This window comes from Thermococcus litoralis DSM 5473 (assembly GCF_000246985.2).
GTDB lineage: Archaea > Methanobacteriota_B > Thermococci > Thermococcales > Thermococcaceae > Thermococcus_A > Thermococcus_A litoralis.
On the sequence record NC_022084.1, the window covers coordinates 2,083,237 to 2,104,116 of the forward strand.

The following is a 20,880-nucleotide window of genomic DNA, read 5'->3' on the forward strand; positions in this document are numbered from 1 at the left end:
ACATTGGAACACTATGTTGAATACAAATTCATTAATGTACGCAGATGTCCATAAACTACTTTGGAAGTTTTTCCTTTTTTTGCACCAAACAAACCGTAACGAACACCCGGATGTGGGTTATCAATGCTAGTGTTATGAAAATCAGCTCTATCCTCCCAATCAAACAAAGAATCATTGTTAAAAATATCCTTTCATCCCTTTTACCGAAAAGGTATTTCATTTGGGAAATTGCTTTATATATGTCAACAAAATACTCTCCTTTGTAACGCTCTGTTGAGTAGCTTACCATGGCAGACCCAAAGATGGCTAGGGAAACTACAACCCACTCCCATATGTTTGGGCGTAAGTGAAGGGCAAGTGCCAGCAACACGAAAAAGTCGACGTATCTATCCAAGATAGAATCAAAATATCCGCCGAACTTACTTGTTTTCATTGCAGCCCTTGCTATCTCCCCATCGACTCCATCGAGAATTGAGTTTAACTGGTACAGCAGTCCACCAATAGGAGGGCTAATAAAAGCCACAACAGCCGCGATTATACCAACCACAAAGGAAAATAGCGTCATATGGATTGGTTCAACATAATCCACGAGAACTTCACTGATCTTTGTGGATATCCTTCTGTTCAAATACCTCGATATAACTCCGTCCCCACTGCCTTTTATGGCATTCCTTATCAAGAACTTCTTGGCTTTTTTGATATCTTCTGGTGTATCAATGTCCATCCAGAAAAGCCCACTTACTTCAAATACTTCCAAGCCAGCCTCTTTGACGATTTCAGCTAATTCAAGCTTCTCTTTTTCTCTGATCAGCTTTTCTATTATCTCAAAGATATCCGGCTCTAGAACAAAAAATCCCGTATCCAAGGCGTCGTACTCTTCAAGGGCTTTTCCAATATCTGCTACCCTTCCATCTTCTATTTTCACCTTTGTAGCTTCTTCAGTATTTGTGAATTTCCCTTCCCTATCAACTACAAGCCCCTTACCTTTCAGAGCTTCCCTGATAAAGGTCTCTTCATAAACGTGGTCGCTCATCACTACGACAAACCTTTCCGAAACGTATGGACGGGCGAGATATAAGCTGTATCCGTTCCCCCTTTCTGGGAACTCATTAATCACGAGCTGATATCTAAAGTTATTTTTCCTTAAAAATTCCCCAAATTTTTCCTTGTATAACGGGTTGGTAATAATCACAAACTCATCAATTCCTTCCATTTCAAGAATTTTCATCGTTCTGTAAAGTATCTCCCTTCCAGCAACTTTTATTAGGCCCTTGGGAGTTTCCTTGCTGAGTTTTCCCATTCGAGTTCCAAGCCCAGCCGCCAGAATTACCGCTTTCATCTTGCATCCTCAATATCTTTTTCTTGGTTTTCTAAAAAGTTTTAGTGTTTTCAAGCGAGTTTTTTGCGTTAAGATGCATATCGAAAGAGTTAAAAATGTAGTGGACTTAGATACACATAGGTGAACAAAGATGGCTGAGGAGATATTTCAAAACGAGACCATAAAACAGATTTTAGCCCACTATAGGAAGATATGGGCAATTGGACACGCTCAGAGCGTCCTTGGGTGGGATATGGAAGTAAACATGCCCAAAATGGGAATAACCGAGAGGAGCACTGCACAGGGGGAGCTTTCAGTTTTGGCCCATAGTTTTATGCTGGAGCCAAAGTTTGTTGAGCTTGTAGAGAAAGCAGCTGGAGAAGAGTTAAACGATTATGAGAGAGGAGTTGTCAGAGTACTGCAGAGGGAGATAAGAATAGCAAAGGCATTTCCACCGGAGTTCGTTAGGGAGCTAAGCGAAGTTAGAAGCAAAGCAACCATGGCATGGGCTGAAGCGAAGGAAAAGGACGACTTCAAGAAGTTTGAGCCATGGCTTGATAAAATAATAGAGCTTGCGAAGAAAGCAGCAGATTACCTCGGCTATGAGGAGTATCCATACGATGCCCTCCTTGACCTCTATGAGGAAGGATTGAGGACGAGGGACTTGGAACCGATATTTGAAAAACTAGAAAAAGAACTGAAGCCAATTCTGGACAGAATACTTGAAGAGGGTAAGGTTCCTAGAGAGCACCCCCTAGAGAGGGAGGAATACGACGTTGAGAGTATGAAAAAAGTCAACTTGAAAGTTCTTGAGCTCTTGGGATATCCTTTAGGAACAAGAGGTCGCTTGGATGTGTCACCTCATCCGTTCACGACGGAGTTTGGAATCCACGACGTAAGGATAACAACCAGATACGAGGGCTTTGATTTCAGGAGAACCCTTTTAGCTGTGGTTCACGAATTCGGTCATGCGCTCTACGAGCTCCAGGTGGATGAGAGGTTCATGTTCTCTCCAATAGCCGGAGGAGTGTCCCTTGGAATTCACGAAAGCCAGAGCAGATTTTGGGAGAACATCATTGGAAGAAGCAGGGAATTTGCAGGGTTAATTTATCCAATTCTCAAGGAAAATCTTCCATTCATATCAAAATACACTGAAGATGACATCTATAACTACTTCAACATAGTTAGGCCAGACTTCATAAGGGTGGAAGCAGATGAAGTTACCTATAACCTGCACATCCTTCTGAGATATAAACTTGAGAAGCTCATGGTAAACGAAGAGGTCAAGGCTAAGGATTTACCCGAGCTCTGGAACGACGAGATAGAAAGGCTTCTCGGTATAAGACCAAAGAACTACAAAGAGGGAATTCTCCAAGATATCCACTGGGCCCACGGAACCGTTGGCTACTTCCCCACCTACAGCCTCGGAACACTCTTGGCAACGCAGATTAGGAGCTACATCCTTAAGGACATCCCGGACTTCTACGAAAAGGTCGCAAACGGAGAATTTGCGCCGATAAGAGAATGGTTAAGGGAAAAAGTGCACAAATACGGAAGCATGTATCCACCAAAGGAGTTGCTTGAGAGAAGCTTCGGAGAAGGCATAAATCCAGAATACTTCATAGAATACATAAAGGAGAAATATCTAGGCTGAAGTCTCTTTCTTTTTTTCTATCTCCTCTACTGGCTCCACTTCAATCGCTACAACCCCATATTTCCTTTCTTCCTCTTCGCTGTAGAATTTTCTGTAAACTTTAACTCCTTCATCTATGCTCTTCACGTTTGGGAGAACCCTATCAAGTCCTTCTTTCTCAAGCATTTCCTTGAACGATGGATAGACCCTCAGGGCTTTTACTCTTACTTTTAAGCGTCCCTCAAAAATTATTACATCTCCCGGCTTTATCTGCCTTCGTTTTTCATCGTACAGCCTTCCCTCAATCTTCTTTTTTCCCTCTTTTATCAGCTTCAGATACTCCTCTTGAAGCCCCATTTCCCACTCCATTTTAAATCACCAGGTATCTCAATAACATTGGAGTGACTCTCAAAGCCCTTGCAAGCAAACGTGGATGCTTTACAAGAGCAGTTATTGTTTTCTTGTGGTCGTCAAAGTCTGCGTAATTCTCTATTACTTCTATCGCTTCTCTGCTTGAAAGAACCTCAAAGAGCTTCTCTATTTTTTCTTGGTCGAGGGCTTTGAAAAGCTTCCTAACTCTGAGCCCAAAGGCGATCTGCTTCTTTATATCTCCACAGAGCTTTTCGTAAATATCTAGACTATTCCTTCTTATGGCGTATCTGAGTGCATGAGCACAGAGCATCCCGTATACAATACCTCCAGCCGTTAGAGGCTTTATCTGCAAAGCGGCATCTCCCACTAGTGCAACGTTTCCCTTTACCCATGGCTTTCTAAATCCAAAACCGACGTTTCCGGCTTTTATCTCAACAAATTGTGTTTCTTTGAGGAGCCTTAGCCTTAAAAACCTCATAAGGTTACCATAGTTTCCAAAAGTGCCCACTCTTGCTAGGGATTCGTTTACCGGAGCAACCCACATGAAGAACTCCTCATTTATGTCTTTGTTCACCCACACTTCAACGAAATCCTTCTTTTTAAAGTCTCCAACTACTTCAACTTCGTAACCGCTCAAAAATTCCGCCTCTGCTCTTGCCCCAATTTCCTGGGCGACTTTGCTTGACACTCCATCGGCTCCAACGTAGAAATCGCCCTCTATCTCGAACCTCTCGTTAAACCTCTGTACAAGAGCTTTTCCATTTTTAAACCCTAAGAATCTGGCTCCCATATAGTATTCGGCACCTTTTTTGACCGCTCTTTCGGCAAGGCTCTTTTCGAGAATCTTCCTGTCGACCATATATGCCTGTGGGGCTTTCCTTTTTATTTCAAAGCTCTGAATTCTGGAATAAAACACCGCGCCTCTGAACTCGTTAAGAATTGCTTCCCTTGGAAGGTTGAGCTTTTCAAAATTTTCTGCCCCGATTATACCAGTGCATGCCTTACCTCCAAAAGAGGTCTTTGCTTCGATTAGTGCAACCTTAAACTCCCCCGCAAGAAGATTTGCAAGATAATTCCCAACTGCCCCTCCACCTATTATCACAACGTCATACTTCATGAGCTTCACCGAAAAGTGTAACCTTTAAATCTTAATTAAACTTTAGCTTTTTGGTGACTAAAATGAAAATCTTGGCTACGGGTTTTGAGCCTTTCGGGGGAGAGAAAATAAACCCCTCTTGGGAAGCCGTCAAGGAGCTTCCTGAGAAGATCGGAAATGCAGAGATAATAAAGCATCAGCTTCCGGTGAGCTTTAAGGGAGTTAAAGAAAAGCTGCCCAAGATTATAGAAGATGTTAGGCCGGATGTTGTAGTCCTCACAGGCCAGGCTGGTGGAAGGGTCAACATAACCGTTGAAAGGGTCGCGATAAACGTTATGGATGCAAGGATGGAAGACAACGAAGGATACAAGCCAGAAGACGAACCAATATTTGAAGATGCTCCAGCGGCTTATTTTGCTACAGTACCTGTAAAGAGAATTGTAAATGCTCTAAGGGAAAATAAAATTCCCGCCATGGTGTCCAACTCAGCCGGAACCTACGTGTGCAACACCGCCATGTACATAGCTCTGCACTACATAGCAATAAATGGATTAGAGGCGAAAGCGGGCTTTATACACGTCCCATATATCCCTGAGCAGGTTTTAGAAAAGCCACAGCCTTCGATGAGTCTCGAGATGATAAGGAAAGCAATAGAAATAGCAATAAAAGAAAGCATAAAGAGTTAGTACGTCCTTGCAAACCTTGCTATGTACTTCGCTTCTTTTCCACAATGGGCACACTTCTTTCCTTCAATCTTTGCAGTCTCTTCTGGGTACGGTATTCCGAGCATACTTGCATCTAGGATTTCTTCCATCTCAACACCACAGCTCTCTTCACCACACCATGGAAGCTCCACTACCCCTCTTCTGTCCTCAAAGAGCTGTTTAGCTTCTTCTATTGTGTCAACTCTCTTTATGTGGCTCTCCAAGAACTCTTTTGCCCTTGCATAGAGATTCTCCATTATTGCATCGAGGGTCTTTCTAACTTCTTCAACGATTTTTTCCCTCTCGACGGTGAATTTTTCAAAGGTGTCTCTTCTTGCCAACACTGCCTTTTTGCTCTCGACGTCCCTCGGCCCCACTTCAATTCTCAATGGGACGCCCTTAATTTCCCAGTCGTAGAATTTCCTTCCAGGCCTTATCTCTTCTCTATCATCCACATGAACTCTAATGCCAGCCCTCTTGAGCTCTTCGGCAATTTCCTTGGCATAGGCATTAACATCGTATGGAGAGTCCTTCATTGGGATCGGAACTATCACCACTTGAATGGGAGCTATTGTTGGAGGCAACACAAGGCCGTTGTCGTCTCCATGCACCGCCATGACAGCAGCAAGCAATCTCTCGCTCATTCCAAATGTAGTCTGGTGAACATAGTCGTGGGTTCCGTCTTCTTTTTCATAGGTTATCTCGTATGCCTTTGCAAAATTCTGCTTGTAGTTGTGCATTGTTCCAATTTGTAGAGTCCTTCCATCGGGCATTATTACTTCTGCACCAAGGGAATAGAATGCTCCTGGGAACTTATCCCAGTCCGGTCTTTTTGAGACAATGTAAGGTAAAGCGAGTTTTTTGGCAAGGTTGTCAAATATCTCAAGGTCTTCTTTTATCTGCCTTTCGGCATCTTCAAAGTTGTCATGAGCGGTGTGGGATTCGAAGAATCTGCTTATTTCCCTTACCCTGATCAAAGGTCTTGTGTGCTTCGTTTCATACCTATAAACGTTAACTATCTGATAAACCTTGAAGGGCAGATCTGCATGAGACCTAATCCATAGGTTAAACATAGGATACATTGCGGTCTCACTAGTTGGTCTTAAGATAAGTCTCACATCTAGAGGTCTCTCGCCAGCATGAGTTACCCACAAAACCTCTCCATGGAATCCCGCTATGTGTTCCGCCTCTTTCTCAAACTCTGTCTCCGGAATTAAAGCTGGAAAGAGCACCTCATCGTGCCCGGTTCTTCTCATCTCATCATGGATGAAGTTTTCAATGTTCCTCATAATCCTTAATCCATATGGCAGCCAGACGTTCATTCCCTTTACCGGGTATCTTTTATCCTGTATCCCAGCGAGTTCTATCATTTCGTTGTACCATTCGCTGAACTCATTGGACCACCTTTCTCTTTTTACTTTTTGCTCGATGTTGGTTTCCATGCATTCACCACCTCTTTTTTAAAACCTCCTAATGTTTTTTAATCTTTCGCAGATTTCTCAAAAAGTTTTATTAACATGTTTCGATGAAAGTTTTAGTGGTGAAAGAAATGAAGCCAAAAGTCTTGGTTCTTTTTAACATGAAGAGTGAACCTTTAGAGCTCTTGAAGCAGTATTGCGACGTTGATGTCTTAGTTTATCCAGAGAAGGAAAAGATATTAGAAATAATAGGCGAATACGACGGATTAATAGTCTCACCCTTGAATAGGGTGGATAGAGAAATAATTGAGAAAGGAGAGAAGCTTAAGGTCATAAGTACCCACTCTGCTGGCTATGACCATATAGACCTTAAAGCAGCAACTGAAAAGGGAATATACGTAACAAAGGTTAGCGGGGTTTTAAGTGAAGCCGTTGCAGAGTTTGCGGTGGGTTTGACCATAGCTCTTCTGAGAAAAATTGCCTATTCAGACAAGTTCATGAGAAGGGGCCTTTGGGACTCTCACAGGACGGTTTGGGGATGGTACAAAAGAGTGGAAACGGTCTACGGCAAGAAGGTTGGAATCCTCGGAATGGGTCCAATAGGCAAAGCTATAGCGAGGAGAATGAAAGCCCTTGGAACGGAGATTTACTACTGGAGCAGAAGCAGAAAAGAGGATATAGAAAAGGAAGTAAGTGCAAAGTGGCTTCCACTTGAGGAGGTCTTAAAGCAGAGCGACATAGTTATCCTTGCACTACCTTCAACTCCCGAGACATACCACCTAATAAATGAGGAAAGACTTAAGCTCATGGAAGGAAAGTATCTAATAAACATAGGAAGAGGAAGCTTAGTTGACGAAAAAGCCCTTATTAAAGCCCTAAAAGAAGGAAAACTCAAGGGATTTGCCACTGACGTTTACGAAAAAGAGCCACTTCAAGAGAGCGAGCTTTTTGAAATGGAATGGGAGACCGTGCTTACTCCACATCATGCAGGATTGGCGAAAGAGGCTATGGAGGACATGGGGTTCCAAGCAGTAAACAATCTGCTATCGATTTTTAAGGGCGAAATTCCAGAAAACCTCGTAAACAAGGAAGTTCTTAAAATAAGGCCAATAGAAGAGGTTAAACTCCTCTGACATTTCTTTTAACTTTTAAGTTATAAGTTCTCACTTCAGCATGAAGAAAAAATAAGCCAAAAAGAAGCTAAAGGGCTACTCGCCCTTCAGAATCTTAACGACTTTTTCAGCAACTTCTATGCCAGCTCTTTCTTGGGCTTCAACCGTAGATGCTCCTATGTGAGGAGTTAGAACCACATTGTCGAGCTTTGTCAAGGGGTGATCTTTGGGAAGTGGTTCTTCCTCAAAGACATCCAAGCCAGCTCCAGCAATCCATCCCTCTTGAAGTGCCTTCACTAAAGCGTTTGTGTCTACAATGGGGCCCCTTGATGTGTTGATGAGGATTGCAGTGGGCTTCATGAGCTTCAACTTCTCTTCGTTAATGAGGTGGTAAGTACTTTCAAGGAGAGGCACATGGATTGTAACAACATCGCTGTTTCTCAAAAGCTCCTCAAGCTCTACAAACCTTCCACCAACTTCCTTTGCCCTCTCTTCATTCGGGTAAGGATCGTAGAGGAGGAGTTTCATCCCGATGGCGTTGGCTATTTTTGCTACCTGATAGCCTATCCTTCCAAATCCTACAACACCAAGAGTCTTTCCTTCAAGCTCAAAGCCCATACACTGCTTCTTAGCCCATATCCCCTCTCTCATTTTTCTGTCAGCGAAGGCTACTTTTCTGGCTACATTGAAGATTAATGCAATAGCCAACTCGGCAACGCTTCTACTTGATGCGGCAGGAGCGTTGACGATCTCAATCCCTTTGCTCTTTGCGTATTCGACATCTATGTTATCCAAACCAACGCCAGCTCTGGCTATAACCTTGAGGCTCGATGCGGCATCTATAATCTCCTTCGTCACTTTGGGCTTGCTCCTCACTATTATAGCACTGACATCTTTAACGAGTTCCTTGAGCTTTTCTTGATCAGGGTATTCCTCATAGACTACCTCTAACCCAGCGTTTTTCAAAATCTCGATTGCCTTTTCATGCAAAGGTGCGGCAACTAACACTTTCATTTTCAACCCCTCCTTTTTAGTGCCATAAGCAAAACCTGATCGGAGGCATCCTCCGCCCTATCGGCTATATCTCCGATCTTTGTTATAACCTTATCCCATATGATTTTTGCGAATGTTGTTATTTTTTCACCTTCAAAAACTTTTCTCAAAAGGTAATACTCAATTTTATCAGCCTCTTCTTCTGCTATTTCAGTCTTTTTTGCATACTCAATCGCCTCATCGACGTTTGTGTTGAGTGCTTTAACAGCCTTTTCAAGGAGCTGATATGTCCTCAAGGAATAATCCAAAAGCTCTAGGATCTCATCCTTCAGATCTGAGGGTACTTTGGGTTTTGCCAAGATCAGAGAATGGGCGGCACTCTCCGCTGCATCTGCCACACTATCCACTAGCTCAGATAATCTAGCGTAGTCCCCTCTGTTAACCGGTAAAAATGCGCCTTGATAAAGCATTGTCTCTATTTCTCTCCTTAAAGTATCTGCCTCCCTCTCCAGTTCTTCAACTTCTTTCATTAGAGCCTCTGCCCTCTCAACTTCTCCATTGAGGTAAGCTTCCACAAGTTCTCTAAGCTTTACTATGGTGGAATTTACCGCATCAAGATGTCTGTCAATTGTTGCAAAAACATTATTTTCCTTCCCTCCAAATATGGGCATATCTCATCCCCAGTATACTATCAATGGGACTCTTTATTTAGTTTGTGACTCCTTAGCCTTTACCAAACTCCAGAGTGCAAAGTTTAAGGGGGTTTTTAGCCCTATTTCCTCACTGTATTCGATGATTTTACCATTTATAAAATCTATTTCTGTCATTTTGCCCCTTCTTATGTCCTGAAGCATGGAGTTATAGTTTTCTCTTGTTCTCTTAAGAGTCTCAATGAGAAGTTCCATTGGATGCATATCGAACTCAATCCCCCATTGAGTAGCGACCTGACAGCCTTCCTTCACCACTTCCATCGCCAAGGTTAAGAGATAATCATTTTCCAGAATATCTCCGTTTTTGACTTCCATAATAGCTCCAATTGGGTTTATTGCGGAGTTAACTATAGCCTTAGCCCACTTCCATCCTGCTATGCTCTCACTGATCTCTGCCTCTAGCCCGGCTTTCTTAAAAAGGGCAACAAGCCTTTCTGCAAATTCTCCTTTTCCCTTAGGGTAATTTCCGATTATTGTTATTCCCTTTCCAGTCCATCTAACAACTCCCCATCTCTCAAGGGTTGCCCCATTGGTAGTTATCCCGCCTAGAACATTTTTTGTGTATTTTAATGCTTCATCCTCGTTTCCAAGCCCGTTTTGAATGCTTAGTATCCATGTGTTTTCTCCTATGCTTTCTTTGGCACATTGTAAGGCATAAGCAGAGGAATAGGATTTTGTTGCTAAGATTATCAAGTCCGGAGGCTCTGGAGGAGTTTCGGTAACGGCCCTCGGATACACTGTGAACTCCTCAACCCCAACAACCATGAGGCCATTATTGTTTATAGCCTCTACATGTTCTTTCCGACCTATCAGCGTCACATCTTCCCCAATTCTCGTTAAAAGTGCACCAAAAAGGGAACCTATGGAGCCTGCACCGAGAACATAAATTTTCATCCCTTCATCACCTTCCTTAGTGGAAATAACGAGTAAACGGACAATGTAAGAGAAATTGCAAAGAATACCCACCAGTAGCCCCGAAGTGAGTAGTTAAACGTGTAGATTGTGTAGGAAAGGGCCGTGTAGAACACTGCCAAGAGGGGAATTCCACCGATTGAAAGCTTTCTGTTTTTGAAAAAGAGCAACAAACTCCCAACAATTGCTAAAGAAAATATGTAAGGCTTTATCTCATCTGGCCACGTGATATTTAAAGCTCTTAGCAGAGTAGCTAAAGAAACAAGCCCGATGCCAATGTTGATGACTCTTTCAGCTAAGCTAACCGGCTGGCTCGCTTTGGGGAGAGCAAAAATTATGGCAACAAGTGAGAGCAAAAGGCCTATAGCAAGGAATAAGGGAATCTTAACATCTGCCCAGTAGAATATGTCAACCATAAACGCCGAGAATAGGGAAACTCCTCCAAAAAATCTTGAGTTTTTATTCAGGTAGACAACCGAGAGAAGTGCCAGGAGAAGGGGAGAAAGGTAAAACAATTCCGATTTATTACTCAACCTACTCGGGAGCTCTGTCTTTATGCTATAAACAAAAACTGCAAGGGATAGGAGATATATGCCTATTGGCAGGGTCTTTTTCACAATCTCCACCGTAACCATTTTAATACATCCCCTTAAATATCTTGCAGTCATGGAGCTGGCGGTAATACTCGTTGAGGTCGAATATCCCATAAACCTCGGAGCTATTGCAAGGGTTATGAAAAACTTTGGGGTAAAGGAGCTTATCTTGGTTAATCCCAAGGTTAGTCCTAATGACAAAACGGCCAGAAAATTTGCCGTCCATGCTGTAGATGTTTTAGAAAATGCAAAAGTTGTCGAGACTCTCGATGAAGCCCTTAAAATGGTAGATCTAGCTGTAGGAACTAGCGGGATTGCTGGAGGAGACTATATTCCGGAGAGAACCCCCATAACACCTGAAGAATTCGCAAAGAGGGCTTTTCTTTACGATGGGAGTATTGGGCTAGTTTTTGGTAGGGAAAGCAGGGGATTGGACAATGAAGAACTTAAGAAGCTCGATTTTACAGTTACGATTCCTACCAGCGAAGAATACCCAGTAATGAACCTGAGCCATGCTGTTGCCGTGATATTATACGAGATTTACAAGCAAAGAACAAAGGCTGAAGCTGTAGAGGTAAAAGAGAAGCTTAGAAAGTCTACAAAGGAAGAGAGGGCCAGATTGGTTGGGCTTTGGGAAAAGCTCCTAAACACCTTGGAGTATCCAAAGGATTTGGAAAGACGAAGGCTCTCTGTGCTGATGTTCCAGCGTTTTCTGGGAAGAGGGTTCATATACGCAAAGGAGATACACTCCATGTATGGGCCTCTAAGAAAAGCCATTGAAAGATTGGAGGGATGTAAAGATGATTGCTATTGATTCCTTCAAAATAGGCGGAAGAGAAATACAGATAGCCGTAATCTATGAAGAGAAAATTCAAGGCATAGCTTTTTCCCTTGATGGGGAAGAGTTTCTTCGAGAAAGAATTAGGGGTTTGGTAAAGCACTTACAAAAGCGTGGTGTGAATGTTGATCTAAGGGAAAAGGAAAGCGACTTTCCCCAGCTGGTTTACAGAGTTCTTCTGGGAGAAATTAAAAACGAAGAAGCACTGGAGTACCTTAGCTTTGAGGGAACCACTCCCTTTGAGAAGAAAGTTTACGAGACGCTTACAAAAAAGGTTAAAAGAGGGGAAGTCATAACATACGGTGAGCTTGCTAAAATGCTCAAGAGTTCACCAAGAGCCGTCGGAGGGGCAATGAAAAGAAACCCCTATCCTATAGTGGTTCCCTGTCATAGAGTTGTTGCGTCAAGCGGCTTAGGATGGTACACTCCGAAAATAGACTACAAAAAGTTTTTACTCATGCTGGAGGGGGTGAAAAAATGGACAAGCTAAAACTCTACCTCATAGGGTTCCTCGTGGCTATTATTGCGATAGCAGCAGGCATAATATACAAATGGGGCTTCTGGATGCTGGTTAGGATAGTGCTGAGCTTGGGATTTTTAGGATTAACTCTAATGCTCGGGTTTTTCTTGGCATTGACGCTTTACGCAGAAAGCTGGAAGTACGCTGGGCTTTTGGTAATCCCGACGGCATTAAGTGCCTATGCAACGTATCTAAGCATTACATGGCAGAAGCTAAAGATAGTTGGTGGAATAATAGTCCTCTTTGTTCTCGGGCTTGCGTTTGGTATATGGTACATAAGTGAACCCGATTTGAGCTTAACTGACCGCTTTAGAAGTGCCGAAAGCCTCGAGAGGGCTGGCAAATACAAAGCCGCTGCGAGAAAATATGAAAAGAAAGGGAACTACTTAAAAGCCGCAGAGATGTATGAAAAGCTTGGCTGGATGGAAAGCGCAGCTTGGGCATATGAAAAGGCTGAAAAATACGAAAGAGCTGCAGAGATCTATGAGCAGCTTTACGAGAAGGAAAAAGACACCTACTACCTCAAAGAGGCTCACGAGTACTGGAAAAAGGCTGGCAACATGGAGAGAGCCGCAAAAGCGTTAGAGAGATATGCCGAGGAAGAGCCGTGGTTCTGGGAGGATGTTGCAAAGCTCTATGAAGAGCTTGGCAATGAGGAAAAAGCAAGAGAAGCTTGGGAAAAAGCGTTGGAATACTACAAGGGTGAAGCCCAAGAAGAGGGCGTCTTCTGGGAGGATGTTGGCAATATAGCGAGGAAGCTCGGAAATGAAGAGCTTGCGAAAGAGGCTTATCAAAAATTCCTTGAATACTGCTTAAAAGAGGCCGAAGAAGACCCCATGTGGTGGAAGCACGTTGCAGAGGCTTATGAATACCTGGGAGAAAAAGATAAAGCTGAAGAAGCAAGGAAGAAGTACGAAGAATATAGGCAAAGAATAATGAAAAGCAACGAAGAAACTTCAAACTTCCCGGAAGAGGGGAAGAAATCTTGATGACATTTTCATTTTTGGGAAACCGTTATATATCCTTTTTTTGATTCCTTTCTGGTGGTAAGTATGATGCCAATGAAGGGTATGAACCCCAAACAAATGCAGAAGCTCATGAAACAGCTTGGAATTAAGATGGAAGAGCTTGAGGGAGTTAAGGAAGTTATAATAAGGCTTGAAAATAAAGAAATCGTTATCAAAGACGCTGCAGTAACCGTAATAACAGCTATGGGAGAGAAGAGCTACCAAATAGTGGGCAAGGAGGAAGTCAGAGAAGTTCTCAACATTCCCGAAGAGGACATAAAACTCGTTATGGAGCAGGCAGGCGTTGACTACGAGACGGCCAAAAAGGCATTGGAAGAAACAAAAGGAGACCTGGCAGAAGCAATATTAAAACTCCAAGAATCTTAGATCTACTCTTCCTTATGTTCCTTTTCAAATGCTTCAATTGCTTTCATTATGAGGAATTAAATGCATTAGAGCAGGTCCCCCAGCCATTAGAACTGCCACCAATCCAGCCTCTATAAGTTCCTCCTTCTTTGCTCCTGCTTCCATGGCCTTTTGGGTGTGCAAATAGATACACCACTCACAACCGGCAGCTATCCCCAAAGCCAAGGCTATAAGTTCTTTTTCTCTTGTTGTTAAAGCTTTTGTCTCTGCAACTTCCCTCAAAAACCTTGAAAAGGCTGATATTTCCTTTGGGTGCCTTCACACTCTATAATACCACCCTGTAAAATTAGTTTTTTGAGTATAAATACCTAATCCAAAAGAATATAAACCCCTTTGCTTAGCTCCAATCGATGAGAGCTATTGGAGTAATAAGACACTCACCCAATAGAAGGGTCAATAAAGAAGAGTTCGAGGAGCTTTTGAGAAGTGCCGGTTATGAAATTCTCGCAATAGTTGAACAGACTAGAGAAGAACACCCCAAGTATAACATAGGACCCGGAAAGCTCCAGGAAGTGAAGGAACTCATAAAAGAGCTCAACCCTGATAGGATAATATTTGCAAATCCACTCACCCCTTCCCAGTCCTTCAACATAACAAAAGAGCTTAAAATTGACGTCATTGACAAATGGCAGCTTGTTCTTGAGATATTTGAGAAGAGAGCACATTCAAAAGAAGCCAAGCTTCAGGTCGAGCTGGCAAACCTCCAATACGAGTTGCCTCTCGTAAAAGAAGCCATTAGGAGAATTAAGCTTGGAGATAGGGCGGGTTTCAAAGGTATGGGTGAATATCAGACGCAGCAGTATCTGAAGCACATCCGCTACAGAATGGGGAAAATAAGAAAAGAGCTTGAAAAGGTTAAAGCAGATAGAGAAGTAAAAAGAAAGAGAAGAGAAGAAGTGGGATTTATACTTGTTGCTTTAGCAGGCTATACAAACGCTGGTAAGTCAACTCTTTTAAATGCACTAGCAGATGAGAACATAGAGGCAAAGACACAGATGTTCACAACCCTTGACACGACCACAAGAAGGTTTACAATAAACGGAAAGAGGGCCTTGATAACCGATACCGTTGGTTTTATAGATGATCTTCCGCCTTTTATAGTTGAAGCTTTTCATTCAACCCTTGAGGAAATAGTGAGGGCAGATATTGTCCTTCTTGTTTTGGACTCAAGCGAACCTTGGAGAGAGATAAAGAGAAAGTTTTTAGCATCGATAGAAGTGCTAAAAGAACTTAAAGCCCTTGACAAGCCCATTTTAGTCGTTCTAAACAAGAAAGACCTTACCAGTGAGGAAGAGCTTTCAGACAAGAAGAAGGCAATTGAGGAGCTGATCAGCAGGAAGGGAATAACCGTAAGTGGGATCGCCTCAATATCTGCAAAGGAGAGGGATCTGAAAGAACTCTACACCGCCCTTGAGGAGGTAATGTTCACCCTTCCGAAATACAGGCTCTTTGAGATTCTGGTCAAGGAAAGGGAGAAGGTACCAAAGGTGATAGCTTTAATAAACTCCATAGGGGAAATCCTAGATGTAAAATACGGCGAAACGACAAGGATTTCAGCCTACATTCAAGTGGGTATGATAAAAAGCCTTACAAAAATGGGAGTAGAGCTAAAGCATCCGAGTTAGCTATTCTATCGGCACGCCGTCTTTTGTTCTTGGAGCCAGCCACTTCATTAGCCTTTGCGGATCCTTTGTTCTTATTATTATCGTTATCGGGCCTAAGGGAGATTCCTCGTTAAAGTTGACCTTGCCCACATATGCGACCTGTTTGTGCACCTTGATTATTATCTCCTCCCCAAAGTAACCTTCTTCCAGCATTGCCCTCGCTGTATCAAGAATCTGCTGTCCCCTGAAGAGTTCATAAAGTCTCTGAAGTGCTTTTTTATCCCTCGTCTTTCCCACTAAAAGGATGTAATCCCCTTTGTCAAACGCCTCAAACTCGAGGGGCGACACTAAGTTAAGCATAGCCTTCTTAACCTTCTCAATGTCCTCCGTAGGATAAACGTAAGCTTCAACCTCAACTTCCTCAAACATCTCGCTCACCAGTGATAATTAGGGAGACGGTTTTTGAACTTTTCCACAACTACCTACCGAAAGCATTTTATTATGATAAAAGTCATCTAAATTGGTGAAAAACATGGGAAGGATTGAAGCCATCAAAAAGTATTTGGAAGAGAACGAAGTTGAGGCTGCTTTAATAACAAGTGCTCCAAACCTTCTCTACTTCACAAACGCCGCGCCCTTGGTTGGTGGCTACCTTGTGGTAACCCTGGAGGAAGAAACTCTACTCGTCCCTGAACTCGAGTACGAACAGGCAAAAGAGGAAGCCAGGGTCAGCGTTGAGAAGTTCAAGAAAATGGACGAGCTCTATGAATACCTCAAGCGCTTTAAATCGCTTGCAGTTGAAGGCAACATGAGCATTTCCTTCCAAAATGCCTTGAAGGAAAAAGCCGGGGTTAAAGAATTCAAGCTTTTGGACGATGTAATAAAGGAGCTCAGGATGATAAAGAGCGAAGGGGAAATAAAGCTCATCGAAGACGCATGCAGGTTAGCGGATATAGGGGTTATGACTGCCATAGAGGAGATAAGCGAAGGAAAGCGCGAGAAAGAGATTGCCGCTAAGGTTGAATATGTGATGAAACTCGAAGGCGCTGAGAAACCAGCTTTTGACACGATAATTGCAAGCGGTTACCGCTCCGCCCTGCCTCATGGAGTTGCAAGCGACAAGAGGATTGAGAAAGGAGACCTCGTTGTCATAGATCTTGGAGCCCTATATAGGCACTACAACTCCGACATAACGAGGACAATATTTGTGGGTACTCCAAATGAAAAGCAAAAGGAGATTTATGAGATAGTTCTCGAAGCTCAAAAGAAAGCCGTCGAAGCTGCAAAGCCGGGAATGACTGCAAAAGAACTCGACAGCGTTGCGAGAAAGGTAATAGAGGAGTACGGCTATGGTGACAAGTTCATCCATTCCCTTGGACATGGGATAGGACTTCAGGTTCATGAGTGGCCTAGAGTTTCTCAGCAAGATGAGACCGTGCTGAAAGAGGGCATGGTAATCACGATAGAGCCGGGGATATATATTCCAAAGTTTGGCGGCGTTAGGATTGAGGATACCGTCGTTATAACAAAGAACGGTGCGAAAAGATTAACAAAAACAGACAGGGAGCTTATTTGAGCCTTAATGGGGCTTTGGCTTTTTCTTTTTATCCTATAACTTCCCCATGAGGTATGTCGAGGTTGCCTTTGTAACCTTTACCCTCACGAATTCTCCAATGGGGGCATCGGGAAGTATTATATCCTTATAGTTCATTGTCCTTCCTTCTATTCCTCCTTTTTCTCCCGGAGAGTGTGTCAAAACTTCTACTTCTCTGCCTATGTATCTTTTGTTTATCTCGTAGCTTATTGAAAGCCTTAATCTGTGCAGATAGCGGGAGCGTTCCTTTACCTTCCACCCAACTATTTGTCCTTCCATCTTTGCCGCTAATGTTCCAGGTCTTGGCGAAAAGCGTGAAACGTTTATCTTGTCCGGTTTTATCCTCTTAACCAGCTCTACCGTATTCTGGAAGGCTTCTTCGCTTTCTCCTGGAAAACCAACTATTATATCGGTGTTCAAGTTGAGGTCTTTGATGTGCTTTCTGAATTCTTTAACTATTTCTTCAAACTCCTCAACCGTATATGTTCTTCCCATTTTCCTTAGAATTTCATTGTCGCCGCTCTGCACCGGCAAATGCAGGAACTTGTATATTTTCTCATCCTTGTAAACCTCTACAAGCTCATCTAGTATTTTGATTGCATTGTTGGGGTTCATCATACCAACCCTTACCCTAAAATCGCCCTCTATTGCCGTAATCTCATCCAAAAGCTTTGCCAGGTTTGTGCCTATGTCGAAGCCATAGCAACCGGTGTCTTCGCTTGAGAGCTGAATCTCCTTATATCCCTTGGCCAAAGCTTCCTTGACCCATTTCACAATGAGCTCGGGTTTATAGCTTTTCAATACTCCCCTTGCAAATCTTGTGGCACAATACGTGCAGGCATTCAAGCACCCTTCGCTTATCGGAACTACAAAAACAACGCCTCCCTTCCAAATTCTGGGGAGTTCTAGTTTGTCAATGCTCCTCTCTTTCCACCCTTCAACACTGATTAGCTTTTCTCCCTTCTCTGCCAATTGTATGGCTTCAACAATTCTGTCTATGCTTTTAACCCCAAGAATTCCAGAGGCTCTCTCATCTATTGCATCTGGATTAACGTGTGGCAAACAGCCCGTCACTATTACCCTTTTTCCACTATCAATGAGCTCTTTAATCCTCTTGCTCATGTGCTTTTCCGTTGGGTCTTTGACGGCACAGGTGTTAACAACAACATACTCCGCACTATCCAACTCCGCTATCTCATAGCCCGCTTTGAGCAGCAGGGCTTCCATAATCTCTGCATCTGCCTTGTTCCTTGTGCACCCATAAGTTTCTATGTGAACTCTCATCGCAATCCAATCCCTTAGAGCATTTAAAAAGATATGGTAGCAAAGATGGGTATTTAAACTTCCGGGAGAATTGAAAATGATGCGGGATGATTAGGCTTTTAGATTTTTGACCTCTTATCAAAAAGCCATAATATGAACCCTATCAAGCCCACAAAGGCTACCATTCCAATCATTGTTATCAATATGTTGGTGTATGTTGCAAGGACTCTCGTGAGGATTATTAGGAACGCCATTGCAACGGCAAGGCCTATGATCAAGAAGAGAGTCCCAAACTCTTCCAGTATTCTCATATTCTGAACCCCTTCCCAATTGTGGACTCTTTTTTATTTAAGGTTTAGGAAAAGGCTTAATACATACATAAAACAAAAACTATTTGAGGAATCTTGATGGGGTGTTCCCGATGGAAAAACCGCTCTTAAAGCTCCTCTCTTTAAGGGGAAAAAAATCTCTCATAACTGGCGCGGCCTCTGGGATTGGGAGGGCAACAGCACTCCGCTTCGCCGAGGCCGGGGCGTCACTTGAGCTGGTTGACATAGACGAGCTGGGCCTCAAAGGCGTCAAGAAGGAGGCCGAAGAGTTCGGCGTAGAGGTGAACATCCACCGCGTTGACCTCTCGCGTAAGGTCGAGATCGATGCCCTCTGGAAGGCCCTTGAGGGGAGAGAACCCGACATCCTCGTCAACAACGCGGGCGTCTACTGGTTCAGGGACTTTACCGAAGTTAATGAGGACTTCTATGAGAGGGTGATGAACATCAACCTCCACTCCGTCTTCTGGATGTGCCAGCACTTCGTGAGGGCAAGGAAAGATGAAGGCGGCGTTATCGTCAACGTTAGCTCCATCGAGGCATTCCTGCCCTTCGCGAGGGGCCTCGTCCACTACGACGCTGCAAAGCTGGGAGTCGTCGCCCTCACGAGGGCCATAGCCAGGGAGTACGGGAAGAAGATAAGGGCCAACGTCGTCGTCCCAGGGGGTATAGAGACGGAGGGTGTAAAGAAACTCAAAAAGGAGGCGATAATGAAGTTCGACACCGAGAAGATTGGCATATCCTTCCACTTCAACGCACGCCTTCCGATGGGCCGCTTTGGAGAGCCCGATGAAGTGGCGAGAGTAATCCTCTTCCTCGCGAGCGATTTGGCGAGCTACGTGAACGGGGCAATAGTTCCCGTAGACGGGGGCTTTCTGTCCACATAGAGGGCATACAGCCAATTATGACGCACCATAACTCAAGATCATCGCTCCCCATCGTTTCTCCGTCTAAGGATGACGACCGCCACCAACGCGGCAATAGCAGCAAGACCGCCCGTGATAACTGCCCCCAGCGGAATGCCACTCCTTGGTTTTTCATACAGCGCCGAAAGCATCTCCTGAGTTAGGTCGCTGAACTGGCCGTTCTTAAAGGCGTACACGCTATCATCGCCGAACACCAACCACTCTCCGCAGCAAAAAGCCACCCTGTACTCGCTGCCTTTGAGGGAACTCGGCAGCTCAACGCTCTCCCCCGATGTGAGGTTAAAGACGTGGGTCAGATTAAAAAAGAGAACCGAGCTTCCGCCGGAGACCACAAGAGGGAATCCCGATTCGACTTTCAATCCTGATAGAGTCCACCAGGGCCAGTCAGCCCCGAAACTCCCGTAGTCCCTCACGTACGCTATCCTAACAACTGAATCGTTGACGTTCAGGGAGTTTACAGGAACGAGTGAGAGGTTCCTGAGCTCGAACAGCTCAAGCCTTAGGCTGGCCCCCTCGGAATTCCCGAAAATCGGGGTGGTCGATAGGATGTAGCCCTTATTGGATGTCACTAACGCGTGGAGTTCAGTGTAGTCGTTTTCGTCTTCAAAAGTGCGAATTTTGATAAAATCCGTACCGTTGAACACCCAGACTGCCACAGTAGAACCGTTTTGGGATTCTCCAAAGAGTATCGGGCTCCCGATCCAGAAATCGGGTAGATAAATTCCCGCGTTTTCTGGAGTCCTGTTTTCTAGCCTCCTATTGTAAGTCAAAACCAGCGACGAGTTCTCGATGGTGAACATTCTAACCCATCCACCGTCCGCCGAGGCTACCAGGAAGGTTCTGTTACCATCAACGGCTATTTCAGTTGAGTACCAGCCTGTTTCGCTAATTTTGCGCTTCGTGAGAATGTTCCCATTCTCATCAACCAGATAGATCCAGAAATCAGATGCGACCAGCCAGGCGTTGAGCTGGGGCACCCACCTCTCAAGCCCCGTGACGTTGAGGGGTACGATGGTTCCATCCTTCAGGAGGTAGTCCCTGAACTCGTAGGAACACTCCCCGTGCGCGAGGTCGTCGTTTGGTCCTGCCCCTAGGAAGGTGATGTAGTACTCCCCGCCGTTCCAGGCGATGTCAAGGTCGTTGTCGGTGCACGCACTTCCCCCACGGAAGGTGTGTACGAGCTTGAACTTGCCGTGGCGGTAGAGATAGAGCTCCACCGTTACGGTGTCCCCCTTCTGGAGGAGCCAGTATTTTCCATTCCAGTGCCTCACGATGTACTCCCCGCCGAAGGGGAGCCTCTCAGCCTTAAAGGAGCGGCCGTCGTAAACCACGCCGTAGAACCCGTTCGAGGTTTCGTTGAGGAGCAGAAACGCAATTTTATCGCCTGCCGGGTAGGCGTTCACGATTTTTAGGCTGTTCTCAATGCCCAGCGCCGGAGTGGGACTCAGAAGCAGGAGAATGAAAATAGAAGCGAGGGCAGCGCAGGTCACCAATCGGGGCATTTCTCCCTCACCA

The 20,880-nt window shown here is 44.2% G+C and carries 23 protein-coding genes; 10 read left to right on the top strand and 13 right to left on the bottom strand.

Going from position 1 to position 20,880, the window contains the following annotated elements; all coding sequences use genetic code 11:
* Positions 1-55 precede the first annotated feature (55 nt).
* Entirely contained in the window at positions 56-1,339 is a 1,284-nt protein-coding gene (locus tag OCC_RS11435) for a bifunctional L-myo-inositol-1-phosphate cytidylyltransferase/CDP-L-myo-inositol myo-inositolphosphotransferase (protein WP_004066795.1), read from the bottom strand.
* A gap of 130 nt (positions 1,340-1,469) precedes the next feature.
* Between OCC_RS11435 and OCC_RS11440 the strand changes: the two genes are divergently transcribed.
* The gene (locus tag OCC_RS11440) at positions 1,470-2,972 is read left to right on the top strand and encodes a carboxypeptidase M32 (protein ID WP_004066794.1); all 1,503 of its coding nucleotides are present in this window, start codon (positions 1,470-1,472) and stop codon (positions 2,970-2,972) included.
* Here OCC_RS11440 and OCC_RS11445 read toward each other — a convergent pair.
* Both OCC_RS11445 and OCC_RS11450 read right to left on the bottom strand, forming a co-directional pair.
* A complete protein-coding gene (locus OCC_RS11445; RefSeq protein ID WP_004066793.1) occupies positions 2,964-3,320 on the bottom strand; it encodes an ASCH domain-containing protein in 357 nt (118 codons plus the stop codon). The genes OCC_RS11440 and OCC_RS11445 overlap by 9 nt on opposite strands.
* Position 3,321: 1 nt before the next feature.
* A complete protein-coding gene (locus tag OCC_RS11450; protein ID WP_004066792.1) occupies positions 3,322-4,440 on the bottom strand; it encodes a geranylgeranyl reductase family protein in 1,119 nt (372 codons plus the stop codon).
* 62 nt (positions 4,441-4,502) lie between these two features.
* Between OCC_RS11450 and pcp the strand changes: the two genes are divergently transcribed.
* On the top strand, positions 4,503-5,105 hold the full coding sequence (pcp, locus tag OCC_RS11455; protein WP_004066791.1) for a pyroglutamyl-peptidase I: 603 nt from the start codon (positions 4,503-4,505) through the stop codon (positions 5,103-5,105).
* Here pcp and proS read toward each other — a convergent pair.
* Entirely contained in the window at positions 5,102-6,565 is a 1,464-nt protein-coding gene (gene proS / locus OCC_RS11460; RefSeq protein WP_004066790.1) for a proline--tRNA ligase, read from the bottom strand. The two genes, pcp and proS, sit on opposite strands and share 4 nt — an antisense overlap.
* Positions 6,566-6,672: 107 nt before the next feature.
* Here proS and OCC_RS11465 point away from each other — a divergent pair, with 107 nt between their 5' ends.
* Positions 6,673-7,674: a 2-hydroxyacid dehydrogenase gene (locus tag OCC_RS11465; RefSeq protein WP_004066789.1), complete on the top strand. Its 1,002-nt coding sequence runs from the start codon at positions 6,673-6,675 to the stop codon at positions 7,672-7,674.
* Between the two features lie 75 nt (positions 7,675-7,749).
* Here the strand turns inward: OCC_RS11465 and OCC_RS11470 are convergent, their stop codons facing one another.
* From OCC_RS11470 to OCC_RS11485, 4 genes are read right to left on the bottom strand one after another with little or no spacing between them, the layout of a single operon-like run.
* Positions 7,750-8,667: a D-2-hydroxyacid dehydrogenase gene (locus OCC_RS11470; protein WP_004066788.1), complete on the bottom strand. Its 918-nt coding sequence runs from the start codon at positions 8,665-8,667 to the stop codon at positions 7,750-7,752.
* 2 nt (positions 8,668-8,669) lie between these two features.
* Complete coding sequence (locus OCC_RS11475) at positions 8,670-9,317, bottom strand: TIGR00153 family protein (RefSeq protein WP_004066787.1); 648 nt, start codon at positions 9,315-9,317, stop codon at positions 8,670-8,672.
* Between the two features lie 33 nt (positions 9,318-9,350).
* Positions 9,351-10,250, bottom strand: a complete 900-nt coding sequence (locus OCC_RS11480; RefSeq protein ID WP_004066786.1) for a 2-dehydropantoate 2-reductase — start codon at positions 10,248-10,250, stop codon at positions 9,351-9,353.
* Positions 10,247-10,894: a hypothetical protein gene (locus OCC_RS11485; RefSeq protein WP_148290459.1), complete on the bottom strand. Its 648-nt coding sequence runs from the start codon at positions 10,892-10,894 to the stop codon at positions 10,247-10,249. The genes OCC_RS11480 and OCC_RS11485 overlap by 4 nt, the downstream gene beginning before the upstream one ends.
* A gap of 40 nt (positions 10,895-10,934) precedes the next feature.
* Between OCC_RS11485 and OCC_RS11490 the strand changes: the two genes are divergently transcribed.
* From OCC_RS11490 to OCC_RS11505, 4 genes are all read left to right on the top strand, one after another.
* Positions 10,935-11,675, top strand: coding sequence for an RNA methyltransferase (locus OCC_RS11490; protein ID WP_023843736.1), 741 nt, complete (start codon positions 10,935-10,937; stop codon positions 11,673-11,675).
* Positions 11,662-12,189 carry a methylated-DNA--protein-cysteine methyltransferase gene (otg, locus tag OCC_RS11495; RefSeq protein ID WP_004066783.1) on the top strand — a complete coding sequence of 176 codons (528 nt, stop codon included), beginning with the start codon at positions 11,662-11,664 and terminating at the stop codon, positions 12,187-12,189. Before OCC_RS11490 ends, otg begins: the two co-directional genes overlap by 14 nt.
* The gene (locus OCC_RS11500; protein ID WP_004066782.1) at positions 12,177-13,208 is read left to right on the top strand and encodes a tetratricopeptide repeat protein; all 1,032 of its coding nucleotides are present in this window, start codon (positions 12,177-12,179) and stop codon (positions 13,206-13,208) included. The genes otg and OCC_RS11500 overlap by 13 nt, the downstream gene beginning before the upstream one ends.
* 63 nt (positions 13,209-13,271) lie before the next feature.
* Positions 13,272-13,613 (top strand): nascent polypeptide-associated complex protein, encoded by a 342-nt coding sequence (locus OCC_RS11505; protein WP_004066781.1) that lies wholly within the window; start codon positions 13,272-13,274, stop codon positions 13,611-13,613.
* A gap of 33 nt (positions 13,614-13,646) precedes the next feature.
* Here the strand turns inward: OCC_RS11505 and OCC_RS11510 are convergent, their stop codons facing one another.
* The gene (locus OCC_RS11510; protein WP_004066780.1) at positions 13,647-13,874 is read right to left on the bottom strand and encodes a carboxymuconolactone decarboxylase family protein; all 228 of its coding nucleotides are present in this window, start codon (positions 13,872-13,874) and stop codon (positions 13,647-13,649) included.
* A 128-nt stretch (positions 13,875-14,002) separates the two neighbouring features.
* Here OCC_RS11510 and hflX point away from each other — a divergent pair, with 128 nt between their 5' ends.
* Positions 14,003-15,277: a GTPase HflX gene (gene hflX / locus OCC_RS11515; protein WP_004066779.1), complete on the top strand. Its 1,275-nt coding sequence runs from the start codon at positions 14,003-14,005 to the stop codon at positions 15,275-15,277.
* Here the strand turns inward: hflX and OCC_RS11520 are convergent, their stop codons facing one another.
* The gene (locus tag OCC_RS11520) at positions 15,278-15,685 is read right to left on the bottom strand and encodes an RNA-binding domain-containing protein (RefSeq protein ID WP_023843737.1); all 408 of its coding nucleotides are present in this window, start codon (positions 15,683-15,685) and stop codon (positions 15,278-15,280) included.
* Between the two features lie 103 nt (positions 15,686-15,788).
* Here OCC_RS11520 and pepQ point away from each other — a divergent pair, with 103 nt between their 5' ends.
* A complete protein-coding gene (pepQ, locus tag OCC_RS11525; protein ID WP_004066777.1) occupies positions 15,789-16,832 on the top strand; it encodes a Xaa-Pro dipeptidase PepQ in 1,044 nt (347 codons plus the stop codon).
* A gap of 33 nt (positions 16,833-16,865) precedes the next feature.
* Here pepQ and OCC_RS11530 read toward each other — a convergent pair whose 3' ends face one another.
* Positions 16,866-18,134, bottom strand: a complete 1,269-nt coding sequence (locus OCC_RS11530; protein ID WP_004066776.1) for a tRNA (N(6)-L-threonylcarbamoyladenosine(37)-C(2))-methylthiotransferase — start codon at positions 18,132-18,134, stop codon at positions 16,866-16,868.
* 98 nt (positions 18,135-18,232) lie between these two features.
* A complete protein-coding gene (locus OCC_RS11535) occupies positions 18,233-18,424 on the bottom strand; it encodes a hypothetical protein (RefSeq protein WP_004066775.1) in 192 nt (63 codons plus the stop codon).
* A 110-nt stretch (positions 18,425-18,534) separates the two neighbouring features.
* On the opposite strand from OCC_RS11535, the gene OCC_RS11540 reads away from it, so the two are divergent.
* Positions 18,535-19,326 (top strand): SDR family NAD(P)-dependent oxidoreductase, encoded by a 792-nt coding sequence (locus OCC_RS11540; RefSeq protein ID WP_004066774.1) that lies wholly within the window; start codon positions 18,535-18,537, stop codon positions 19,324-19,326.
* 38 nt (positions 19,327-19,364) lie between these two features.
* On the opposite strand, the gene OCC_RS11545 is transcribed toward OCC_RS11540, so the two are convergent.
* Complete coding sequence (locus OCC_RS11545) at positions 19,365-20,867, bottom strand: hypothetical protein (RefSeq protein ID WP_004066773.1); 1,503 nt, start codon at positions 20,865-20,867, stop codon at positions 19,365-19,367.
* Positions 20,868-20,880 lie beyond the last annotated feature (13 nt).

Bases quoted from the DNA above. Each gene is read 5' to 3' on its own strand.
- OCC_RS11530 (WP_004066776.1), bottom strand. From the start codon at position 18,134: ATGAGAGTTCACATAGAAACTTATGGGTGCACAAGGAACAAGGCAGAT.
- OCC_RS11475 (WP_004066787.1), bottom strand. From the start codon at position 9,317: ATGCCCATATTTGGAGGGAAGGAAAATAATGTTTTTGCAACAATTGAC.
- pcp (WP_004066791.1), top strand. From the start codon at position 4,503: ATGAAAATCTTGGCTACGGGTTTTGAGCCTTTCGGGGGAGAGAAAATA.
- OCC_RS11540 (WP_004066774.1), top strand. From the start codon at position 18,535: ATGGAAAAACCGCTCTTAAAGCTCCTCTCTTTAAGGGGAAAAAAATCT.
- OCC_RS11480 (WP_004066786.1), bottom strand. From the start codon at position 10,250: ATGAAAATTTATGTTCTCGGTGCAGGCTCCATAGGTTCCCTTTTTGGT.
- proS (WP_004066790.1), bottom strand. From the start codon at position 6,565: ATGGAAACCAACATCGAGCAAAAAGTAAAAAGAGAAAGGTGGTCCAAT.
- OCC_RS11450 (WP_004066792.1), bottom strand. From the start codon at position 4,440: ATGAAGTATGACGTTGTGATAATAGGTGGAGGGGCAGTTGGGAATTAT.
- OCC_RS11435 (WP_004066795.1), bottom strand. From the start codon at position 1,339: ATGAAAGCGGTAATTCTGGCGGCTGGGCTTGGAACTCGAATGGGAAAA.
- OCC_RS11465 (WP_004066789.1), top strand. From the start codon at position 6,673: ATGAAGCCAAAAGTCTTGGTTCTTTTTAACATGAAGAGTGAACCTTTA.
- OCC_RS11500 (WP_004066782.1), top strand. From the start codon at position 12,177: ATGGACAAGCTAAAACTCTACCTCATAGGGTTCCTCGTGGCTATTATT.
- OCC_RS11535 (WP_004066775.1), bottom strand. From the start codon at position 18,424: ATGAGAATACTGGAAGAGTTTGGGACTCTCTTCTTGATCATAGGCCTT.
- OCC_RS11445 (WP_004066793.1), bottom strand. From the start codon at position 3,320: ATGGAGTGGGAAATGGGGCTTCAAGAGGAGTATCTGAAGCTGATAAAA.
- hflX (WP_004066779.1), top strand. From the start codon at position 14,003: ATGAGAGCTATTGGAGTAATAAGACACTCACCCAATAGAAGGGTCAAT.
- OCC_RS11440 (WP_004066794.1), top strand. From the start codon at position 1,470: ATGGCTGAGGAGATATTTCAAAACGAGACCATAAAACAGATTTTAGCC.
- otg (WP_004066783.1), top strand. From the start codon at position 11,662: ATGATTGCTATTGATTCCTTCAAAATAGGCGGAAGAGAAATACAGATA.
- OCC_RS11490 (WP_023843736.1), top strand. From the start codon at position 10,935: ATGGAGCTGGCGGTAATACTCGTTGAGGTCGAATATCCCATAAACCTC.
- pepQ (WP_004066777.1), top strand. From the start codon at position 15,789: ATGGGAAGGATTGAAGCCATCAAAAAGTATTTGGAAGAGAACGAAGTT.
- OCC_RS11545 (WP_004066773.1), bottom strand. From the start codon at position 20,867: ATGCCCCGATTGGTGACCTGCGCTGCCCTCGCTTCTATTTTCATTCTC.
- OCC_RS11470 (WP_004066788.1), bottom strand. From the start codon at position 8,667: ATGAAAGTGTTAGTTGCCGCACCTTTGCATGAAAAGGCAATCGAGATT.
- OCC_RS11520 (WP_023843737.1), bottom strand. From the start codon at position 15,685: ATGTTTGAGGAAGTTGAGGTTGAAGCTTACGTTTATCCTACGGAGGAC.
- OCC_RS11505 (WP_004066781.1), top strand. From the start codon at position 13,272: ATGATGCCAATGAAGGGTATGAACCCCAAACAAATGCAGAAGCTCATG.